The 20,247-nt window shown below is 38.0% G+C and carries 13 protein-coding genes and 1 tRNA gene; 10 read left to right on the plus strand and 4 right to left on the minus strand.

The features are described 5' to 3' along the window. Positions 1-219 precede the first annotated feature (219 nt). The 3 genes from lptF to lptG are packed head-to-tail and all read left to right on the plus strand — an operon-like array spanning position 220 to position 2,587. Positions 220-1,386, plus strand: coding sequence for an LPS export ABC transporter permease LptF (gene lptF, locus CPS_RS03310; protein ID WP_011041591.1), 1,167 nt, complete (start codon positions 220-222; stop codon positions 1,384-1,386). Next, positions 1,386-1,520, plus strand: coding sequence for a hypothetical protein (locus tag CPS_RS24230; RefSeq protein WP_011041592.1), 135 nt, complete (start codon positions 1,386-1,388; stop codon positions 1,518-1,520). The genes lptF and CPS_RS24230 overlap by 1 nt, the downstream gene beginning before the upstream one ends. Next, complete coding sequence (gene lptG, locus CPS_RS03315) at positions 1,520-2,587, plus strand: LPS export ABC transporter permease LptG (protein ID WP_011041593.1); 1,068 nt, start codon at positions 1,520-1,522, stop codon at positions 2,585-2,587. Before CPS_RS24230 ends, lptG begins: the two co-directional genes overlap by 1 nt. Positions 2,588-2,715: 128 nt before the next feature. On the opposite strand, the gene CPS_RS03320 is transcribed toward lptG, so the two are convergent. The 3 genes from CPS_RS03320 to CPS_RS03330 all read right to left on the minus strand — a co-directional run bounded on the left by CPS_RS03320 (position 2,716) and on the right by CPS_RS03330 (position 7,723). Beyond that, positions 2,716-3,216, minus strand: a complete 501-nt coding sequence (locus CPS_RS03320) for an RDD family protein (RefSeq protein ID WP_011041594.1) — start codon at positions 3,214-3,216, stop codon at positions 2,716-2,718. 308 nt (positions 3,217-3,524) lie between these two features. Next, on the minus strand, positions 3,525-6,608 hold the full coding sequence (locus CPS_RS03325) for an efflux RND transporter permease subunit (RefSeq protein ID WP_011041595.1): 3,084 nt from the start codon (positions 6,606-6,608) through the stop codon (positions 3,525-3,527). 14 nt (positions 6,609-6,622) lie between these two features. After that, positions 6,623-7,723 carry an efflux RND transporter periplasmic adaptor subunit gene (locus tag CPS_RS03330; RefSeq protein ID WP_011041596.1) on the minus strand — a complete coding sequence of 367 codons (1,101 nt, stop codon included), beginning with the start codon at positions 7,721-7,723 and terminating at the stop codon, positions 6,623-6,625. A gap of 141 nt (positions 7,724-7,864) precedes the next feature. Here CPS_RS03330 and CPS_RS03335 point away from each other — a divergent pair, with 141 nt between their 5' ends. The 4 genes from CPS_RS03335 to CPS_RS03350 all read left to right on the plus strand — a co-directional run bounded on the left by CPS_RS03335 (position 7,865) and on the right by CPS_RS03350 (position 9,904). After that, positions 7,865-8,485, plus strand: a complete 621-nt coding sequence (locus CPS_RS03335; RefSeq protein ID WP_011041597.1) for a TetR/AcrR family transcriptional regulator — start codon at positions 7,865-7,867, stop codon at positions 8,483-8,485. Positions 8,486-8,706: 221 nt separating this feature from the next. Then, positions 8,707-8,791, plus strand: a tRNA-Leu gene (locus CPS_RS03340). 101 nt (positions 8,792-8,892) lie between these two features. After that, positions 8,893-9,171 (plus strand): peptidylprolyl isomerase, encoded by a 279-nt coding sequence (locus CPS_RS03345; RefSeq protein WP_011041598.1) that lies wholly within the window; start codon positions 8,893-8,895, stop codon positions 9,169-9,171. A gap of 439 nt (positions 9,172-9,610) precedes the next feature. Next, entirely contained in the window at positions 9,611-9,904 is a 294-nt protein-coding gene (locus tag CPS_RS03350) for an antibiotic biosynthesis monooxygenase family protein (protein WP_011041599.1), read from the plus strand. 418 nt (positions 9,905-10,322) lie between these two features. Here the strand turns inward: CPS_RS03350 and CPS_RS24235 are convergent, their stop codons facing one another. Then, positions 10,323-12,692 carry a S8 family serine peptidase gene (locus tag CPS_RS24235; protein ID WP_011041600.1) on the minus strand — a complete coding sequence of 790 codons (2,370 nt, stop codon included), beginning with the start codon at positions 12,690-12,692 and terminating at the stop codon, positions 10,323-10,325. A 455-nt stretch (positions 12,693-13,147) separates the two neighbouring features. Between CPS_RS24235 and CPS_RS03360 the strand changes: the two genes are divergently transcribed. The 3 genes from CPS_RS03360 to CPS_RS03370 all read left to right on the plus strand — a co-directional run bounded on the left by CPS_RS03360 (position 13,148) and on the right by CPS_RS03370 (position 20,234). Beyond that, positions 13,148-14,977 carry a S8 family serine peptidase gene (locus CPS_RS03360; RefSeq protein ID WP_011041602.1) on the plus strand — a complete coding sequence of 610 codons (1,830 nt, stop codon included), beginning with the start codon at positions 13,148-13,150 and terminating at the stop codon, positions 14,975-14,977. 301 nt (positions 14,978-15,278) lie between these two features. Then, the gene (locus CPS_RS03365; protein ID WP_011041603.1) at positions 15,279-16,982 is read left to right on the plus strand and encodes a S8 family peptidase; all 1,704 of its coding nucleotides are present in this window, start codon (positions 15,279-15,281) and stop codon (positions 16,980-16,982) included. Between the two features lie 90 nt (positions 16,983-17,072). Further along, the gene (locus tag CPS_RS03370) at positions 17,073-20,234 is read left to right on the plus strand and encodes a two-component regulator propeller domain-containing protein (protein ID WP_011041604.1); all 3,162 of its coding nucleotides are present in this window, start codon (positions 17,073-17,075) and stop codon (positions 20,232-20,234) included. Positions 20,235-20,247 lie beyond the last annotated feature (13 nt).

Raw genomic sequence — 20,247 nt, forward strand, 5'->3', positions numbered from 1 at the left:
TTTTACAATTTAATAAGGTGTTTATTTAGCATAACTTGCTAAAATAAGTAAAAAATAGCACTCTTGACTATTCAATTGATATTGCTAAGGGCTATAATTATAGTCGCACTCAACAATATTCGTTAGTTACTGACTATATAGTTTACTTATGAAAACGACAAGTTTACTCAATATTTGCCAATATGTCAGAAAAAAACTAAGTTTTTACGGGATCTTTTTGTGATCATTTTTCGTTATTTATTAAAAGAAGTCGCCAAAACACAATTAGCAGTGTTTTTTGTGTTAATGACTATTTTTATCAGTCAAAAATTTGTCCGTGTGCTCGGTGATGCTTCAGAAGGAAGTATACCTGGGCAATTGGTAATGACTTTTATTGCCTTGAAAATACCAGACCTTGCCGGATTTATTTTACCCCTTAGCTTGTTCTTAGGCGTTTTACTCGCTTATGGGCGTATTTATGCAGACAGTGAAATGACCGTCTTGCATGCGTGTGGTGTTAGTGAATGGTATGTGGTGCGAGTAACGTTAGTGCTCGCTGTTATTACCGCTATTTTTACCGGAATTTTTACGCTATACCTAGCGCCGTTAGCCTCAGAATATCAATATAAAGTTAAAGAGGAGCTTGCAGCCGATTCTGGTCTAAGTGCACTGGTTTCCGGACGTTTCCAACAAACGGGAAATCAAGATGCGGTGGTTTTTATTCATGATAAAGACCGTGAAACTAATAGTTTTAATAAAGTCTTTGTTGCTCAGTTACCTAAAGGTGACAATGTTGATGCCAGCATTATTAACTCAAGTTTAGTATACGCAAAAACAGGTAAGGTTTTTGAAGATGATACTGGCTCTCAGCAGTTAGTGTTGGGTGATGGCATTCGTTATCACAGAGATATCGAATCTAAAGAATTCCAATCGGTGGCATTTAATAAATATTATATTCAAATAAAAGATCAAGAAGTTGAACATCAACACCGTAAGCTAAGTGCTATATCCACGCTCGAGTTGTATAACAATATGCCTCCAGAGTTAGAATCCGCCTACCGCGCGACTATTCAATGGCGAATCGCTTTTCCTTTAGCCTGTATTATTCTCATTTTTATTGCCGTGCCGTTAAGTGTGGTCAATCCAAGGCAGGGTAAATTTGCCAAAATGCTGCCGGCCTTGATGTTATTTTTAGGGTATTTATTATTATTAACTTCAATGCGCTCAGCTATTGAAAAGAACGCCATTCCAAGTGTTGTTGGCTTGTGGCCCATACACATCAGTGCGTTGTTTATTGGGATGATGTTATTAATGAAAGAACGAAGTAGTGGGCGAATTATCAAAGCAAAATTACCGAGCTTTAAACGCAAATCAATTAAAAAAATGACTGAAGGGAAAGAAAGTTAATGCGCATTATTGATTTTTACATTGGTCGCTTTACTCATCATAGTGCCTCTACTACTTTTATTACCTTAGCTGTTTTTGTCGGTATCTGTGTGAGTGGTGTGGTGAGATTTCTTGAACAAGTTAAGGGTTATTAATGCGCATTATTGATTTTTATATTGGTCGTGTCATTGCTTCTACTACTTTTATTACCTTGGCTGTTTTTGTCAGCGTGAGTGGCATCATTAAATTTGTTGAGCAAATGCGCGCTATAGGTCGAGGAAATTATGATCTAGCCCATGCCGCATTATATGTGCTTTATGCGGTGCCTCGCGATGTGGAAGTATTTTTCCCGATGTCGGCACTTATCGGCGGCTTAATTGGTATCGGTATGTTAGCGAGTAATAGTGAACTTATTGTAATGCAAGCCGCGGGTTTGTCGCGATTAGATATTATTAAGTCAGTGATGAAAACGGCTGTTTTATTGATTATTGTTAGCATGGCCATTGGTGAATGGTTGGCACCCAGTGGCGAGGCGAAAGCGCGTGAAATACGTGCTCAAGCAATTTCAGGTGGTAGTCTAATTGCCGCTAAAAATGGTGTCTGGGCTAAAGATGGTGATTACTTTGTTAATATTGGTGAAGTGCTGGACAGAGGTCAATTAAAGAAAGTACAAATTTATGGCTTCAATGATGAGTTAAAAATTGATAGTTGGCTTTCAGCTAAAAGTGCCATTTATCAAGATAAAAGCTGGTTATTGACTGATGTTGAAGAGTTTTCATTAACTGAAAATGAAATTATTACCAAAAGCCATAGTCAAAAAATTTGGAACTCCTCGCTAACACCGAAAAAGCTTGGCGTAGTAACTGTTACCCCTGAGTCGCTTTCTTTAAGGGGCTTGATTGATTACTTAGATTATTTAGAGGCGAATGAACAAGATCCAAGTCGCTATAAGTTAGCTTTTTGGCGAAAAATAATGCAGCCATTAACGGTTGCGGTAATGCTGTTAGTGGCACTTTCTTTTATTTTTGGACCTTTACGCTCAGTTTCTATGGGGGCGCGCATAATGATGGGCGTCTTTACCGGAATTTTATTCTTTATTAGTAATGAAGTCTTAGGGTCGTTAAGTTTGGTCTATCAGTTACCACCAATACTGGGGGCTATGATACCTAGTCTGTTCTTTGTTGGTATTGCTTGGTACTTTATTGGTAAGAAAACCGCTTAGTTTCTGCTAGTTTTTCAAAACTCTTTAAGACTAGCAAAAACATTAAATAGCGTTTGCTGTTAATAGCACTATTCTCTAGAGGAATATCGCTATTAACGGGGGCACATACTTTGTTAATAAAGTAGCGCTTATAAGCGGCCTCTATTTGCTTCCAGTGATAATACCACGACTTCAGTATTGGTAACTCTATCTTGTAAACTGAGTTTATTTTTTCTATCAACAATCACCCAAAGATTACCCAAGCCTAATAACGTTGGCAGTAACCGTTTAATTGCCGTTGTTTTGCTAAGCAGTGAACCATCACGGTTTTGTAAACGTAAACGCCATGCTCTCATACCCAATGTTTGGCCTTTTTTAGACCAAAAGTATATGAAAAATAGACAAACCCAAGCAACACACCAAAAATTAAAGGCAACTTTATAAGCAAGATGAGTAGCATTCCAGTCAATACCAAAGCCACTTCTGGCAATTGAGATTAACCCCATTGCATCTAAAGCAACAAAAAGCGCTACGCATACGTAGCCTGAAAGCATAAATATAGCGATGATAATTAATAGATCATAAATCCATGAGCCAAAACGTCTTCTAAAGCCAGCTCGAGGAAAATTTGCAAGGGTAGTATCAGTCATTTAATGTTCTTTATGTTGGTAACAGTAAGTAGAGGCTGTAAAAATAATTTGGCAGTTTAACAAAATTTACCTTAATTGAATATCCTTGTTAACCCGAGCAAACCATGCTCTTCGTTGTATCTCTTTTTAAGGGAACAATCCTTAATAAAAAGATGAGCCTTGATCATTCATTACACAGGTATCCTGAAACTCAGATTTTGAAGTTTCATGGGTATAAACATAACTAAAAAGCCAATGTCCTCGTCCGAGAAAATTGGCTGTGTTGTGGCATATGTAAAATAAGCTGAGGGCTAGCTTATTAGGCTAATTTATACAGGTTCTACTTGAACATCAGTGATTTTATAAAAACCACAATACAATGCAGGCACTACCGCTAAGGTTAATATGGTACCAATACCGAGACCAAAAGCTATCACGTTTGCCATACCGTAAAACAACGGATCTTTACCAATAATTAAGGGTAATAATCCCATCACGGTAGTAATAGTGGTCATAGCTATTGGACGTAACCGCGTTAAACAGGCATCTACCACGGCTTGATAGTCAGACTTTCCTGATGCAGTTTCAATTTTAATCCGGTCAATCAGTACAATCGCATTATTAATGATAATACCCGCTAGACTATATAGTCCTAAGGTAACCATAAAGCCAAAAGGAGCTTGCATCAAAAATAGGCCTAATACAGCACCTATAAATGACAGAGGGATAGTTAAGGTGATCACCGCTGCTTGTCTAAAAGAATTAAACTGCGCCACTAATAATATTAATATTAACCCTAATACTATTGGCATACTTGCACCTAGCGCTTTTTGAGCGGCACGAGACTCTTTAATCACACCATCATATTCAATGTTATGGTTTATCGGTAAATCAGCCGCTAAAGCTTGAATCTTTGCATCAATAATTAACTTAAGATCTTCTGCGGCAACATCGGTGTTTCTCGCTTGAATGCTGATGGTACGAAAAAGATCCTCATGGTGAATAATAGAAAATTGATTATAGGGTGCTAAGTTCGCTACTTGGAACAAGGGCACCGTTTTCCCTGTTTTATTGGAATAAATATTTAGCGTTCTAAGTCTATCTAAACTTTGTCGTTCTGCTTGCTCTGCACGCAGCACAACAGGGATAATGTTATCACCTTCTCGAAACTCAGTAATTTTCGAACCGGAGAAATAGGCATCGAGTGCCTGAGCTATTTCTTCAGAAGTAAGGCCTGAACGTTTGGCTCTATGCTGGTCTATCTGCACGTCAATTTTAGTGATCAGGTTTTCCCAATCGGTACGTATATCAATAGTATTGGGAACATCGTGTAAAACAGCCATTATCTGTTGTGCTTTTTTATAGATAACTTCTTTATCTGGTCCTTTTACTTGAATTTTAATGGTACTTGAATCGGAAGGCCCTAAAAACATTTTTTTAACGCGAGCTGACACGTTAGGAAAATCATGTTCTATTTGCTCATCAAGTGATAACACCGTTGCACTAATATCCGTCTCATCTTTAACGTTTAATACCATGAAACCCTTGTTTTGAGCTGGGTCTTCAGGGTTAAGTGACATCACAAATCTTGGGCCACTAAAGCCGACATAAGCAGAGTAACTCTCGATAAAATCAAAACGTGTTTCATCTTCCAACCAAGTGAAAATATCTTTCATCTGACGGTTGGTTTCTGTGGATGAAGTGCCATTAGGTAAATCAATATTTACTAGTATTTGAGTACGATCTGAATCAGGAAAAAATTGTTTGGCGACATATTTCATTGAAAGTATTGATCCAATGAACAGCGCTAACATTGCGGTCATAAATAAGGCTTTATGTTTAAGTAACCAATGCAAGAATGTTTCATAGTATCGGTAAAACTTACCTGGCTCTTCACGGGTAGACTCGTTATTTTCAACTTTAGCTTTTTTATTTTCCGGTAGGGTAATAAAGAAATAACACAGTAGAGGGGTAACACATAAAGCCAATATCCAACTGGTAAGTAAGGTAATTAAAATAACCAGTGAGATAGAGCGGGTATACTCTCCTGCAACATGTTCAGCCAACATAAGTGGTAAGAAAAATAAAACCGTTGTCACTGATGAGCTCAGTAAGGGAATCGCTAACTCTTTGCTACCTTGCAACATGGCGTTATATCGATCTACGCCATCTTCTAAGCGACGCTTGAAATCTTCAGCGATAACAATGCCATTATCGACTAATAAACCGAGCGAGATAATAAGAGTAGCTAAGCTCATTCGTTCGAGTTTCATATCACTAAATTGCATTATGCTTAATGTGGTTAGCATAACAAAAGGCACAATAGCGCCAACAATCAAGCCAGTACGTAAACCTAAAAATAGAATCACAACCACTAATACAATAGCCAAGGTTTGCAGTACATTAACAGAGACACCATTAATGGTTTTTGCCACTTGGTCGGCCTGATAAGTGGCAATTTCAAGATTATAACCAATAGGTAAACTTGATTCGATTTCATTGATTTTGTTTAATACACGCGGGGCATATTCCAAAAGATTATTTTCTGGCAACATCGAAATTGCAAAAAATATCGCCGATTGACCATTTAAATAAGCGGTTTTATCGGGTGGGTCGATAAAATCACGGCGTAGAGTCACGACATCTTTTAATGCGATAAAATCTTCAGTATTAGGAATGCTGATATAGGTATCACCAATCTCAACTAAGCTGTTGAAATTACCTGACGGCTCAACAATAAAACTGATGGCACCCGTGTTTACTTCACCGCCAGAACGGACAATATTTTGCTTTTGTAATTCATTGATAAGTGATTGCGGTGAAATACCTAACTGAGCAAGTTTGGCATTTGAAGCTTCTAAAAATATACGTTCTTCTTGGCGACCTAATATTTCAATTTTTTTAGTACCCTCGACGCCATATAAGGTATCGCGAATATGTTGTGCAATATCATACATCTCACCCAGATCAAACCCATCAGCGGTTAGTGCTAAGGTAACAACAGATACATCACCAAACTCATCATTAACAAAAGGAGTATGGGTGCCAGAGGGCATTTTATTATGTGCTGCAGTCACTTTATTGCGCAGGTTCTGCCAAATATCATCAAGATTAAAATAGCGGTCGTAAATTTTAACGTGAATAATAGATATGCCAGTGGCTGAGCTAGATTTTATCTCTTTTACTTGCGGTATTTTTCGTATTTCTTCTTCTAATTTTTTAGTGATTAACTGCTCAATTCTATCGGGCGCCATACCAGGAAAAGAAGTACTAACAATCGCTTCACGAATGGTAATCGTTGGATCTTCTTGCGCGGGCAAAGTGAAGTAAGCAAAGAGGCCATTAATCAGTAACACAGCAATAATCAAAAACACGCTTTTTCGGTAGGTAAAAGCTACTTGGGTAATGTTCATCAATTTTCCTAAACTTAATTAAAACGCTGAACGTTATTATCAGTCAAACTGACCTGTTGGCCATCGCGCAAAAAGGCAACACCCGCTATCGCAATAATATCGCCTTGTTTTAAACCTGATGAAATGAACACTTCATTTTTGAAAATGTTTTCTGTCTGCACTTGGGTTTTAATCACTTGTTGGCTGTCAGGGTTATAAACAAAAACATAAGCCTTTTGTTCTAACCCTGCACTTAGCGCAGTTGCCGGAATACGAAATACATCACCTGTATGACCTGTTCTTCCTGTTCCAGAAAAAGAAAAGTCCACCTCAGCCGTCATACCTGCACGGAGTAAAGGATTATCACCCTCGAGTACTGCTGTAACAGGGAAGGCATTCGCATATTCAGCACGAGTACCAATTTCGGTAATTTGACCTTGCATCGTTAATTCAGGTAATACAGGAAAATGTATAGGGAGAATAGAAAGCTGTCTTAATTCACGAATGAGTGTTTCTGGTACCATGACATGAACTTCAAGGCCATGTTTACCTTCAATTTCAAAAAGGGATTGTCCTGCGGATATTTGCTGTGAAGGTTCATATAAACGTTTGGTGATAATACCGTCATAAGGGGCTAATAAAATACTGTCTTGCAAATTTTTACTAGCTATATCCAATTGTGCTTGTGCTACATCAGCAGCACTTTTACTAGCGTCATAAGTGGCCTTAGCATTATCAAAGCCTGATTGTGACACTACGCCTTGTTTAAGTAATTGTTCGTATCGTCTATGGCTATTTCTGGCATCAATTAATGTTGCTTTGGCTTGTTGGTATTGCGCTTGTGCAGACTGAAGCCCCAAGTTAAAGTTACGTTGATTTAAGCGCGCTAGCTCTTGACCTTTAACAACTTCATTACCAAGATTCACCTCAATGGTTTGAATTTTTCCTTGAACTTCAAAGCTCAATTTAGTTGCTTCAACAGGAGCAACAATACCAGACAAGGTACGGATTTGTTCAAACGGAGATATTTTTACTTTGGTCCACATGATGGGACGTATTGGTTTAGTAATTTCTTTAGCTGGTTCATTACATCCAACGAGTATCAGAGCAATAAATATAAATGAGAGCGCGCGCATACGTGTTCCTTCAGTGCAGGGATGTCCCTGTGAGTAAAGTTCATTTTTGCTGAACTGTACAATTGGTACTAGTCAGTACCGTATATTTTGGTACTATGTAGTACCAAAGTCAACAATATAGTTACAATAACGGACAATCACATGGTTAAAGACAGCACTGTAGACATAAAAAAACTCAGCCCAAGGGGTCTATTGATTTTAGATGCAGCACAAAACCTTTTTTATAATCTAGGTTTTGATGAAACGTCTTTAGCAATGATTATTAAGGACGCTGGCGGTTCAAGACGTTCTATCTACAATGAATTTGGAAATAAGCACGGCTTGTTGATGGCCGTTATTCAACGGCAAGTAAAAACACAATCTGAAATTTTAACGTCGATAAATCGTGACCTCGAAGCAAAGGAAGCGCTCAATCAAGTATGTTTCAAGTTTGTAGTAGGCATGTTGTCACCAGAATTAATGTCACTATTTCGTTTAGTCGTTCAGCAAGTAGTGAAGTTTCCTGAGCTGGGTGAAATGATATATAAAAATGGTCCAATGACCGGCATATTGCCTTTAGTTGATTATTTAACCTGGTTGACTGAGCAAAAAATATTGAAAATTGACAACTGCCATTTTAGTGCGCAAATGTTAATGGAAATGGCTAAAGGGCCGCTCCATACCCGCAGTTTACTATTGCCCGATAAACAAGTGAGTGATGAAGAAATCACTTATCAAGTGACTAAGGCGGTTGATCTCTTTTTACATGCCCACAAAATGTAAGATGATTGCACAAATAAACGACACTTGATGCCTAAGTGTCGTGAAGGCATGAAAAACTTGTTGCTTACTGGAATAAGTTTCGTATAATGCCCCCCATCTTTAGCTTGTAGCTAAAGTTATGAAGAAAATTAGATATACCAAAAGAAAAAAGTTTGTAAAGAATTTAGTTTTTAAATGAAAACTTAATTCTTTGCAAATTGCAAAAGTAGGGTAATACCTATGCCAGCGTGATGAAATTGGTATACATGGGGGATTCAAAATCCCCTGTCGCAAGACGTGTCGGTTCGAGTCCGACCGCTGGTACCACTATTATAAAGCCCTGATTCGAAAGAGTCGGGGCTTTTTTATGTGCAAAAGATAATAGTATAATAAATGAGTCATCAAGCGGTATTAAAAAGGTTTTTATCATGGCAGCTACAGCGTACGCACTTCACATATTGGTTAAGCACAAAGAAATTGCAGAAGATATTATTGAGCAGTTAGGTAAAGGGGCCAAGTTTCAAACCTTAGCTAAAAAATATTCGTCATGTCCGTCTGGTAAAAAGGGCGGTGATTTAGGCGAGTTTAAACGAGGTCAAATGGTACCTCAGTTTGATAAAATAGCATTTAAAGGCGCACTATTAGAGTCTCATCTCGTTAAAACTAAATTTGGTTGGCATGTAATTAAAGTGCTTTATAGGACCTAATTTACAACGAGTTTTTTGGAATGTTCGTTGTTTAAAAGTTCCCTATCTTGTGTCTGGATATATTATGGGTAGATATGCATCTACTATCGTCTATATAGCCACAATATCCATCTCTATTATATTTAAGCCAATCAACAGCTTTCCCCTAGCGTAATTTTTAAAAAATAGTTCAAGATAAAAATAATTTACTAAACCACATTCACCATCAATTAATTATTTTTTGATGGTTTGAACAATTGTTCTACTTCGCTAAACTTCGGTTTCAACCTAAAGCACCTATCCTTCTTTAAGCTAAAATAAATGAACAACTGAAAAATTAACTAATATTACCTATTTCTCTGCTTTACAATGAATCCTAAAATGCGTTATATCTATGTTGTGAGCATTGAAAAACGTGATGTGTAAGTTAAATATTTAATTATTAGGTAACTGAATAGAAATGATAAAAGTAATTATTGAGCGTGTGCTCGCAGAAGATATGGAAACAACCTACGATAATGAAATTCGCAAAACCTTAGCAGCAATAATGGCAGCAAAAGGTTATATTTCTGGTGCGTCATACACCAATGTTGATAACCCTAATATCAGAACGATTATCACCGACTGGGATAATGTTGGTTGCTGGAATCGTTGGTATAAATCACAAACCCGTCAAGAAGTTAATAAGACAATTCATTTAATGCTCAAGCAAGATGAAAAAATTAAAGTATTAATGTCCCAATCGCTCTCATAGCGGCAGTGCCTAGAAATAAAGGGGTCAGAGCTACTTTGAATTTGTTGTTTACCTATCTATCTATTTCACTCTTACCGCTTCATCCTTCAATTTTTGTTTTAAATTGATCGTTTCCTGAAGCCAAGCCCATGTTTATAGCTTTTCTGTGGACGTTCGGCCAATAGCAAGTTTCTCTGGTTAGTTTCTATTTTAGAGCTGCTCCATTAAAACTTGTCGGAGCAGTTAATGGCATGAAAAATCTGTGACCATCGGAAAATTTGTTAAAGAGTAATTAGTCAGCTGTTTGTAAGTACCGTAGAAGCCGAAGAAAATTGTGCAGTTATGGGCGAAAGACTTTACTCTTTTGTAAAACAAAGAAAGCCCGATATAAGTTGCCTTATACCAGGTTGTTAGTTTTACTTTTTAGGTAATCATTTACTTATGGGTTATAAGTTACGTCTAAGCTAACACCGCTTGCTGCAGAGTAACCGTAAACACCTATATGCCAAGTATCAGCTGCTGGGTTGGTAAATGCACAAGCTTCAGTGTTACCACTTTTGTATGGACGACAATCATACGTTGAAGAGGTCGGTTGAGAACCACGTCTAATATACATATCCGCATCACCTGTACCACCGCTCATAGCAAAATCTAATGTCGCCATGCCAGCAGGAACGTCAATGGTGTAGTATGTCCAAGCTTGTCGAGCAACACTAATATCTGTTACTGAAGCACTGCCGCCAGTAGCGCCGCCACCTGTGGTAGGTTCGGTGAAACTGCCTGTTAAACTAACTCCCGTAAATGCTGAATAAGCAATCATTTTAACGTGGTAAGTACCTGCTTGAACGCTCGCTATTGGACAGCTTTCAGTGTTACCGCCTTTATATGGACGACAATCATAGCTGCTAGTTGTTGGTGCTGAACCAAATTTAACATAAAGATCTGCATCACCAGTACCACCAGCCATAGCAAAGTTTAACTCAGTGGCACCAGCAGGAACTTCCATAGTAAAGCTAAGTTCTGTGCTTGAGCCAAGGTTGGTTTTAGCTACACCATTAGTAAGCGTATTACCTGTTGGTGGTGGAGGTGTTGTACCGCCGCCACAACTAGCTGCTAAAGCATCAGACGCTGCTTTTGCTTGTACTAAGCCAAATCCTGTTTTGTCATCACGACCTGCTGCATCTAAATCAACCGCAGTATTTTTCAATGCACTACGTACATCGTCGGCAGTACAGTTTGGGTTATTGCTCCATACTAATGCTGCAACACCTGTGACATGAGGTGTTGCCATAGAAGTACCATTATAATAGGCATAATCTTGTGAGCTATTAACGGTTAAGCTAGCGTTAGACCCTAATTGGGTCATCAGTTGTTGACCTAATGCACGGCTAACAGAAACGGTTGGTACAGTTACGTCAGTATTTGCATCAACTAGGAAAGGATTTTGTAAGCCAGGACGAGTACTGTCACTATAAACGATAACAGCAGATGCGCCAGCATCAGCACAAGCTTTAGCTGGGTTGATCTCAGGGTAATTACTCCCTTTTTGGTTATCATTACGCTCAGCTAAACAAATATTGCCATTTACGTTTGAACAGCTGTAGCTGCTACCTGAAATAGTACAGCTTGATAATACGCCATTGGCAGCACCATCAACATTGCTAACAACGAAGTTACCAGCACTTTGAATGTAATGAGTTTGAGGAACAACACTGTCATTACCATAGGTTGTTGAACCGACAGTAATAAAACCTAAACGACCATCACCAGCCACAGTAGATAAAATAGCTTCGCCAGGTGCAGATACTTCAACTTGGCTAGTATATTGAGAGAACTCAGCATGTTGGTTATTGCTGTCTAATGCGCCAACAGCCATAACTGCATCGTAAGAAGCTGGATATGACAGAGTAGCGTTACCATCGTTACCTGAAGCAGCAATAAGCAATACACCAGTATCAGCAGCAGCTTGTAAGGCATTTTTTTCAGTGTTACTTGAACCAGAACCACCCAAGCTCATATTGATAACTTTAGCGCCGTTATTTACACAAGTATCAACTGCGTCAGATAAGTCGCCAGAGTAGCCCCAACCTGCTTCGTTAAATACTTTTACAATATGTAGATTAACGTTAGTGCTTGGCAAAATACCAACAACACCTTCGCTGTTATTTACCCCAGCAATAGTACCTGCTACGTGTGTTCCGTGAGAACCACCATTTTCATACCAGTTACCTGTACCCGAGTTATTGGTACCTGCAGCATTGTTTGCATTTAAATCTGGATTGTTACGTTGATAACCTGAATCGATAATACATACCGTCATGTTAGCGGCGTCATTATCAGTTAATTGATCAGACTGGGTTTTTGATATTCCCCAAGGTTGGTTTTGCGCCATTAAAAAACGTTGATAATCTGGTTCTATCGATACAACAGAAGGGTGCTTGCGTAGTTTTTCAATGAATTTCTCAACATCTTTTACCGCATGCATTTCATCAAGAGCAATTACATGGCTATTATTTTTTAATATTTTAACGTGTTTTAAATTTAAACCGATTTTTTTAGCTAGACCAGGAGGAACACTCTTACCTTGCTTCTTATCTTTAAAGGTAATAATTAAACGGTCAGTGTAATCAGTGCGTTCAAGTTTTTGTTGAGCACGCCACTGCGCAAAACTAAGTGTTGAAGACTGCGCCGTAGTCATTTTTTCTGCTTTATTAAGTTGCGCTTGAGGTGTTGCATTACTCGCGGCACTAGTCACGGCTAAAACGGATAAGGCTATGGTACTTAATACGAGCTTTCTATTATTTTTCATCTGACATTAACTCCATCATTGATATTTCACGCTTCTTGCAGCAATCATTTTGACTGTTGTTTTGCGCATTATTTTTATAGGTTGCTTTAAGTGTTTAACAAAAAATCAACATTTATCAGATTGAATCTTTAGATGATATTTATCTAGCAAATAATGGACGAATAGTAATAAAAAACCGACATTCTATTTTTTGTTTATTAAGCTAAGTTATTGAAAGTAATGAGATCTGTTTTTATTTGTCGTGTTTGTTCGAAAGTTTGTCGTAATATTACTAGAGGGAGTTTTAGCAACTGTTACTATCGAATTATGCAAGAGGCAGGGAGCCAAGTTAAGCAAATGTATATATTACGTGAAGCATATAAAAGGAGAACGGACCGTTCATCTAAGCAATTAATCAATAAGTTAATCTACATAATAAGACGACTTAATAAAATTAAAGCAATAGTGGAGTACATATGAAAATTTCTAAGTTTACAACCTCAGTTCTTACCTTAGCAGTTACCGCTGCATTCTCAGCTCAAGCAGCTGACGACAGATACATTATTAAAGTAGACAACAGTAAAAAAGGTGTTGTAAAAGCTTTAGCGAAGAAACTAGGTGCTGATCTTAAAGTTGATGGTAATGGTTTTATTGCTGCAGCATTTTCAGGAAAAAATTTAGCTGATGTTAAAGGTTTACTAAATAATCCACATATTCAAATGGTCGAAGAAGATCAACGTCGTATGCCTTTATCACTTTATAGTGACGATGTGGGTAATGCGATGACTGAGCAGCTAACTCCGTATGCTGTAGTGCAATCACAAGCCGATCAAGTAGCCTTTAATGCCAGCGCTGGAATGAAGGTTTGTATCATCGATTCTGGTTTAGATCGCTCTAATCAAGATTTCGAATGGAATAATATCACGGGTGATAATGACTCAGGAACAGGTAACTGGGATGAAAATGGTGGCCCACACGGTACACACGTTGCCGGAACAATTGGTGCTGCTGATAATAACGTAGGTGTTGTTGGTATGGCACCTGGCGTAGATATGCATATTATTAAAGTATTCAATACTGACGGTTGGGGTTACTCTTCAGATTTAGCGTATGCTGCTGATAAGTGTTCAGCAGCTGGCGCTAATATTATCAGTATGAGTCTAGGCGGTGGTGGTGCAAATAGCACTGAAGAAAATGCTTTTAAAGCATTTACTGCTGCGGGAGGTTTAGTGGTTGCTGCTGCAGGTAACGATGGTAATGATGTACGTTCATTCCCAGCTGGTTATTCATCAGTAATGATGGTTGGCGCAAACGATAATAACAATAACATCGCCGATTTTTCACAATACCCTAGTTGCTCTGTAACCAGTGGTAAAGGTAAAAGACAAACAACAACGACTGATGAAACTATTTGTGTAGAAGTAACTGCTGGTGGTGTTGATACTTTATCTACTTACCCTGCGGGTATGGCTACTAGCGCATCAATGTCTGCCAATGGCGTTGATTTTGCCAGCTCTTCTATGGAAAATCCGGGTAATGCTATAGGTAATACTTATTACATGGGTACCGCTGAAGCGACAGATTCTGGCGCTAATGGCAACATCTGTGTAATTGACCGAGGCGTTATTTCGTTCCACGATAAAGTTGAAAATTGTGAAAACTCAGGTGGTATTGGTGCAATTCTTATCAATAATGAAGCCGGCATGCTTTATGGCACATTAGGCGATACTAATGCGACGACTATCCCAGCAGTAGGTGCAACATTTGAAGACAGGGCGGATCTGTTAGCTGCTACAACTGCCATTCTAACTATTGGTACAAGTGATTACGGTTTCATGAGTGGTACTTCTATGGCAACGCCTGCAGTATCAGGAATGGCTGCGCTTATCTGGTCTAACCATAATGAATGTACGGGTACTGAGATCCGTGATGCACTTAAAGCAACAGCGCAAGATAGTGGTGCTATAGGTCATGATGTTAACTTTGGTAGCGGTATCGTTAAAGCTAAAGCAGCGAGTGACTACTTAACGGCTAACGGTTGTGGCGGTGGTGTAACACCTCCTCCAGCGGGTGATATTACTTTGGATACAACGACTGGTCGTGCTAAAGGTAAGAACTACGTGGATCTAAACTGGAGTGGTGCTTCAGCATCAAGTGTTGATATTTATCGTGACGGTTCTTTAAGAACTACAACAGCAAACGATGGCTCTTTTAGAGATAGCTTTAGAGCTTCTGGCTCATTTACGTATAAAGTATGTGACCAAGGTAGTGATAATTGTTCAAGTGAAGTAACGGTAAACTTCTAATTTGAACCAACTTAAGTACTTGATATTCTTCTTTCAAGTACTTAATATCCAGCTCATTTATGGGGCTGGATATTTTCGTTTAAGCGACATTAACTTTTAATATTTATCACGCTAGAAATAAAAGTCATTGTGGTTAGGGTATGTTTAGTCTATGTTTTGTAGCGATGTGATTTTTTGTAACTTATTTTTAACAATTAGATCTTAAGTAAAAATAGATACGACAAGATATAAACAAAAACACCCTAATGCTTTCAAAATATGTTGATATTTTGAAAGATGTATTGGGCATAGGGGAATTAAAATGTCGAACAACTCAGTAAAACAATTAATCAAACCATTCTCATTGTTAGGCGTTATTGGCTTATCAATTTGGCTTATCAGTTTATTATTAAATAGCACAGCTAATAATAAAACTCAGTCTTATATTATCAGCTCAGCCGATTACTTATTGTTAAAAGAAAAGGTCCAAGCACTTAACCTAGTACCTTCACATGAACTTGCCATTATTAATGCTGTAGCGGTTGATTTGAATCAATCTCAGTTATCTCATTTACAGCAAAGTCTGACTATTACGGTCACTAAAAACCATAGCGTAGAATTGTCAGGCGGTAAAGCCTGGGGGAAACGTAAATGGCAGCCTAAATCAGTTGTTAATGACCTGATTGATGCTTCTCCTGCCCATGCCGCCCGCAATTTTGGCGACGGAGTAACCATAGGCTTTTTGGATACCGGATTAGATCAGTTAGAAGGGACCTCAAACGGGCTAGGCTTATCTACTGATTTATATGGGCGAGATAAGTTCTGGGGAACGTATGACGCGATAAATAATAACCTCAGTAATTATAGTAATGAAGAAAGTGGCCATGGTACTCATGTTGCTAGTATTGCAGGGAATGCAGACTATGATGTTTACGGTAAGGTCTATGGTGTTGCTCCTAATGCGTCATTAGTGGGTATTAAAGCTTTTGATGCTGAAGGCAAGGCAACCTATGCAGACGTTATTCGTGGTATTGAATGGGCACTTCAAGTTAAGGATCAGATTAACTTAAGAGTTTTGAATATGTCGTTCAGTGGGCCTGCTCGTTCTTATTATTGGGAAGATCCTTTAAACCAAGCGGTAATGAAAGCATGGCAAGCAGGCATTGTTGTCGTGGCTTCTGCTGGTAACAGTGGTCCTGATCCCATGACCATTGGTGTTCCAGGTAATGTGCCTTATATCATTACGGTAGGAGCGATGACGGATAATTTTACAGAATCAGATCCAAACGACGACAAGTTAGCGACTTTTAGTGCGGCAGGACCTACTTTTGAAGGTTTTGTTAAACCAGAAATTGTCGCACCAGGTGGGCATTTATCAGGTTTAATGGCTTATGATTCTCAAATCGTTCAAGAACACCCAGAGTTTCATGATGGCGGACGTTATTTTGAAATGTCAGGCACTTCTCAAGCAGCTGGTGTAGTGTCTGGTGTTGTGGCATTGATGTTAACGCAAGATCCAGCATTAACTCCAGATCAAGTTAAGTGTCGCTTAATGGACAGTGCTCATGCAGCATTTAATAATAACGGTGAACTTGCTTATAGTGTTTTCCAACAGGGTTCAGGCCTAGTGAATGTCGCTGATGCATTAACAAGTACTGCATCAGCATGTGCGAATCAAGCATTAGATATTGCTCAAGACTTAGAGGGAAATGAACATTTCTTTGGACCTTCTAATATCAATGAGGATGGAAATTTTTATGTTGAAGGTTTAGGCGATGAATATGTGTGGAAGTTAGATGATAGTAACCTTGGTGGTGATACTATAATTTGGCGAATGAATTTTGCTGAAGATGCGCTAGACTGGAAAAATACAGCATCAACAGATACCATAATTTGGCGAATGAATGTCGAAACTAACACGATAATTTGGAGAATGAATGTTGAGTCAGATACCATCATTTGGAGGATGGGTATAGCGGATAGTACTACCAACATTAATGTTAATAATTGGGTTGAGCAACAATAGCTTGACCAACTCTAAGCCACTGTAAAAGCAGTGGCTTTTTTATTTCATGCTGTAAACTTCTAAATATCATCAATTTATAAGAGCTGTTTTGTGAAAAATATTCTTCTTTTGTTATTTCTTATTAGTCTTCATTTCAGTGTTTTTGCACAAGAAGTCAAATTGTTTAAAAACTTTGGTATTGACAACCCAATGTCCTATAACTTTGTCAGAACAATTGTCCAAGATAAAGATGGTTTTATGTGGTTTGGTTCATCTGAGGGGCTAGACCGATTTGATGGCCACCAAACCCTAAGTTTTCAGCATGATAGCTCTCGGCCTAGTTCACTTAGCTCTAATGTAATCAGTCGTATTCTTATTGATAAACAACAACGTATTTGGGTGGGAACTTTCGGTGGGGGCTTGAATTTATATAGAGAAACAACTCAAGACTTTTTACATTTTACCACTAAAACAAAAAATGCAACGTTAACTAATAATTCTGTGAATGCACTATTTGAGGATAGTGAAGGTAAAATTTGGGTTGCTACCGAAAATGGCTTAAATATTCTCAGATCTCATGACGAAAAGTGGTCAACTCAGCAAATATTTCAAGAGCTAGGTAATCCTAATAGCCTTACGCATAATGCTGTACTTTCAATTATTGAGACCCGCAATCAAGAAATTTGGGTTGGTACAAATGGCGGGGGTATTTCGGTATTTGATTTACAAGGACATTTTATTAAATCCATAAAGTACGGTGATCAAAATAGTGCGACTTATGTAAACAAATTTGTCAGTAGTTTGCACTTAGATATTAATGAAAATGTTTGGATCGGCACAGTTGATAGCGGTTTGCTGAAGTATACTCCTAGTACAGAGCAATTTATTCACTTTCAACTTAATGTTGATGATCAGTCAACGATTAGCAGTAATGCAATAAGTAACATTTTTCAGGATTCAGAACAAAACATTTGGATTGCCACAGATAATGGTTTATCTATTTATAATTACAAAACCAATCATTTCAGTCGATATAATTACTCTCCGAATAATCCATACAGTATAAGTAATGATTTTGTTCTCACTTTTTTTGAAGATAATCATAAGGTGATGTGGATAGGTACTTTTTCTGGAGTTAATCGTTGGGATCCTAACCTAGCGACTTTTCGACAATATAGTACTCAAACGGATCCTGTTTTAAAAAATCACAATATCACTAGTTTTGCTCAGTTCGATAAAGAAAATATATATTTTAGTACCTATAGCGCTGGAATTTATCGGTTGTCGCAATATGATAATTCAATTTCAACTGCCGACTTTAACGCTTCGTTTTCAGAATATAGAATTATGACTATGTTTGCCGATGAAAACACTTTATGGGTGGGGACGCGAGCTTCAGGATTGTTTTCAATAAATTTAACAACGAAGAAAGTTATTTCATATAGTCATGATGCTGAAAACAATAATTCTATTTCGGCAAATAGTATTACGGATATTATTAAAGATAGGAATGGCAACCTTTGGGTATCTACTTTCCATCAAGGACTTAATTTATTAAATAAAGATGGTACTTTTAAACGGTTTATAAAAAACAAGTTAAATAGAGAAAAAGGGCCTGGCAGTAATCATGTTGTACAATTGTTAGAGGATGACCAAGGCTTTATATGGTTGGCTACTTTTGGTGGTGGGATAAGTCGTTTTGACCCTATGAAGAGAACGTTTAAACACTTTAGTCATGAGGAAAATAACCTTAATAGTATTTCTGATGATTTTTCATGGATCATGCTGTTAGACAATAATAAAAACCTTTGGTTTGGTACTCAATCTTCAGGCTTTAGCATATTAAGCCGTGAAAATCGTCAGAATAACAACTTTTCATTTACTCACCTTGATACTAAAGACGGTATGAAAAGTTTGACAGTATACGGCATCACTCAAGATGCTTATGATGATATTTGGTTTAGCACCAATAAAGGTATATCTCGTTATTCATTGGGTGATAAAAGCTTTAAGCATTTCAACCTGACTCATGGCCTAGTTGATCTCGAGTACACTCACTCTGCTGTATTTCGCTCGATGGATAACACATTATACTTTGGTGCAGGTAAAGGAATGAATAGTATCAATCCTGAAAAAATAAATACCAGTATTTTTTCACCCGAAGTTCGATTAACAAGTATTTTAAAATTGAATGAGCCGATGCCCTTAGGAAGCTCATTATCAAAATTAACCCAATTGGAATTTGACTACAGTGAACAACTGATCTCATTCGAATATGTCGGATTAAATTACGCAGCTCCAGAGTCAACACGTTATAAATACCGCTTATTAGGGTTTGACCAAGAATGGATAGATGCCGGTAAGTCACGACGAGCCACTTATACCAATTTACCGGCAGGTAGCTACCAGCTACAGGTGATTGCTGCTAATAACGATAATATGTGGAGTGAACCAGGATTATCCCTTGATATTGTAGTTAAACCAGCCCCGTGGAATACTTGGTGGGCGTATGTGCTTTATGCCGCATTGATTGCCTTATTACTGTTAACTTATTCGCGTTTTTTAAACCGAAAGTTACTTATTGAACAGCAACAAAAAGCTAATTTAAAGCAGCAAGTAAGAGATAAAACACAAGAATTTCATTTGAAGAATGTTGAGCTTGAACAGGCAAATAAACAGTTAGAGAATGCGGCAACGGTAGATAAAGTGACAGGCGTTAAAAGCCGTCGTTATTTAGATATTTATATCGAACAAGCTAGCCAACTGATGTCTCAAATTCATGAAAATATTCTGCCCGTACAGCGCAGCCTATTACCACGCTTATACCTTGTCATGATAAAACTTGAGAATATAGAGCAAGTAACTAATAGCCAATTGGTTAACCTTACTGACCTACTACTATATAGTCGAAATAATGAAGATTTGGTTATTCGGTGGGCTGATGACACCTTTGTTATTATCGGTTATGAAAAAGATGATAACACCCGTGAGTTGGTAACTCGCTTAACGGATCGTTTTGCACAAGTATTGGGCCATGGCATTAAATCAAATGTGGCTTATTCTTTTTACCCGTTTAATTTTGAACAACCTATGGCGCTATCATGGGATCAAGTGAGTGTTATTGCTGAACATGCCTTAAAGGTTGCTCGAGATAATAACATGAATTGGCTGGGGCTTTATGCACCTAAGGTGCAGCCGTTTAACTATTTAGATGTTATTCAGCAACAAGATGTTGGCGAATTAAGTAAATTAGTCAAATTAAAGCAGGGTTAGTTGCTGCTATAAG

Source organism: Colwellia psychrerythraea 34H (assembly GCF_000012325.1).
Lineage (GTDB): Bacteria > Pseudomonadota > Gammaproteobacteria > Enterobacterales > Alteromonadaceae > Colwellia > Colwellia psychrerythraea_A.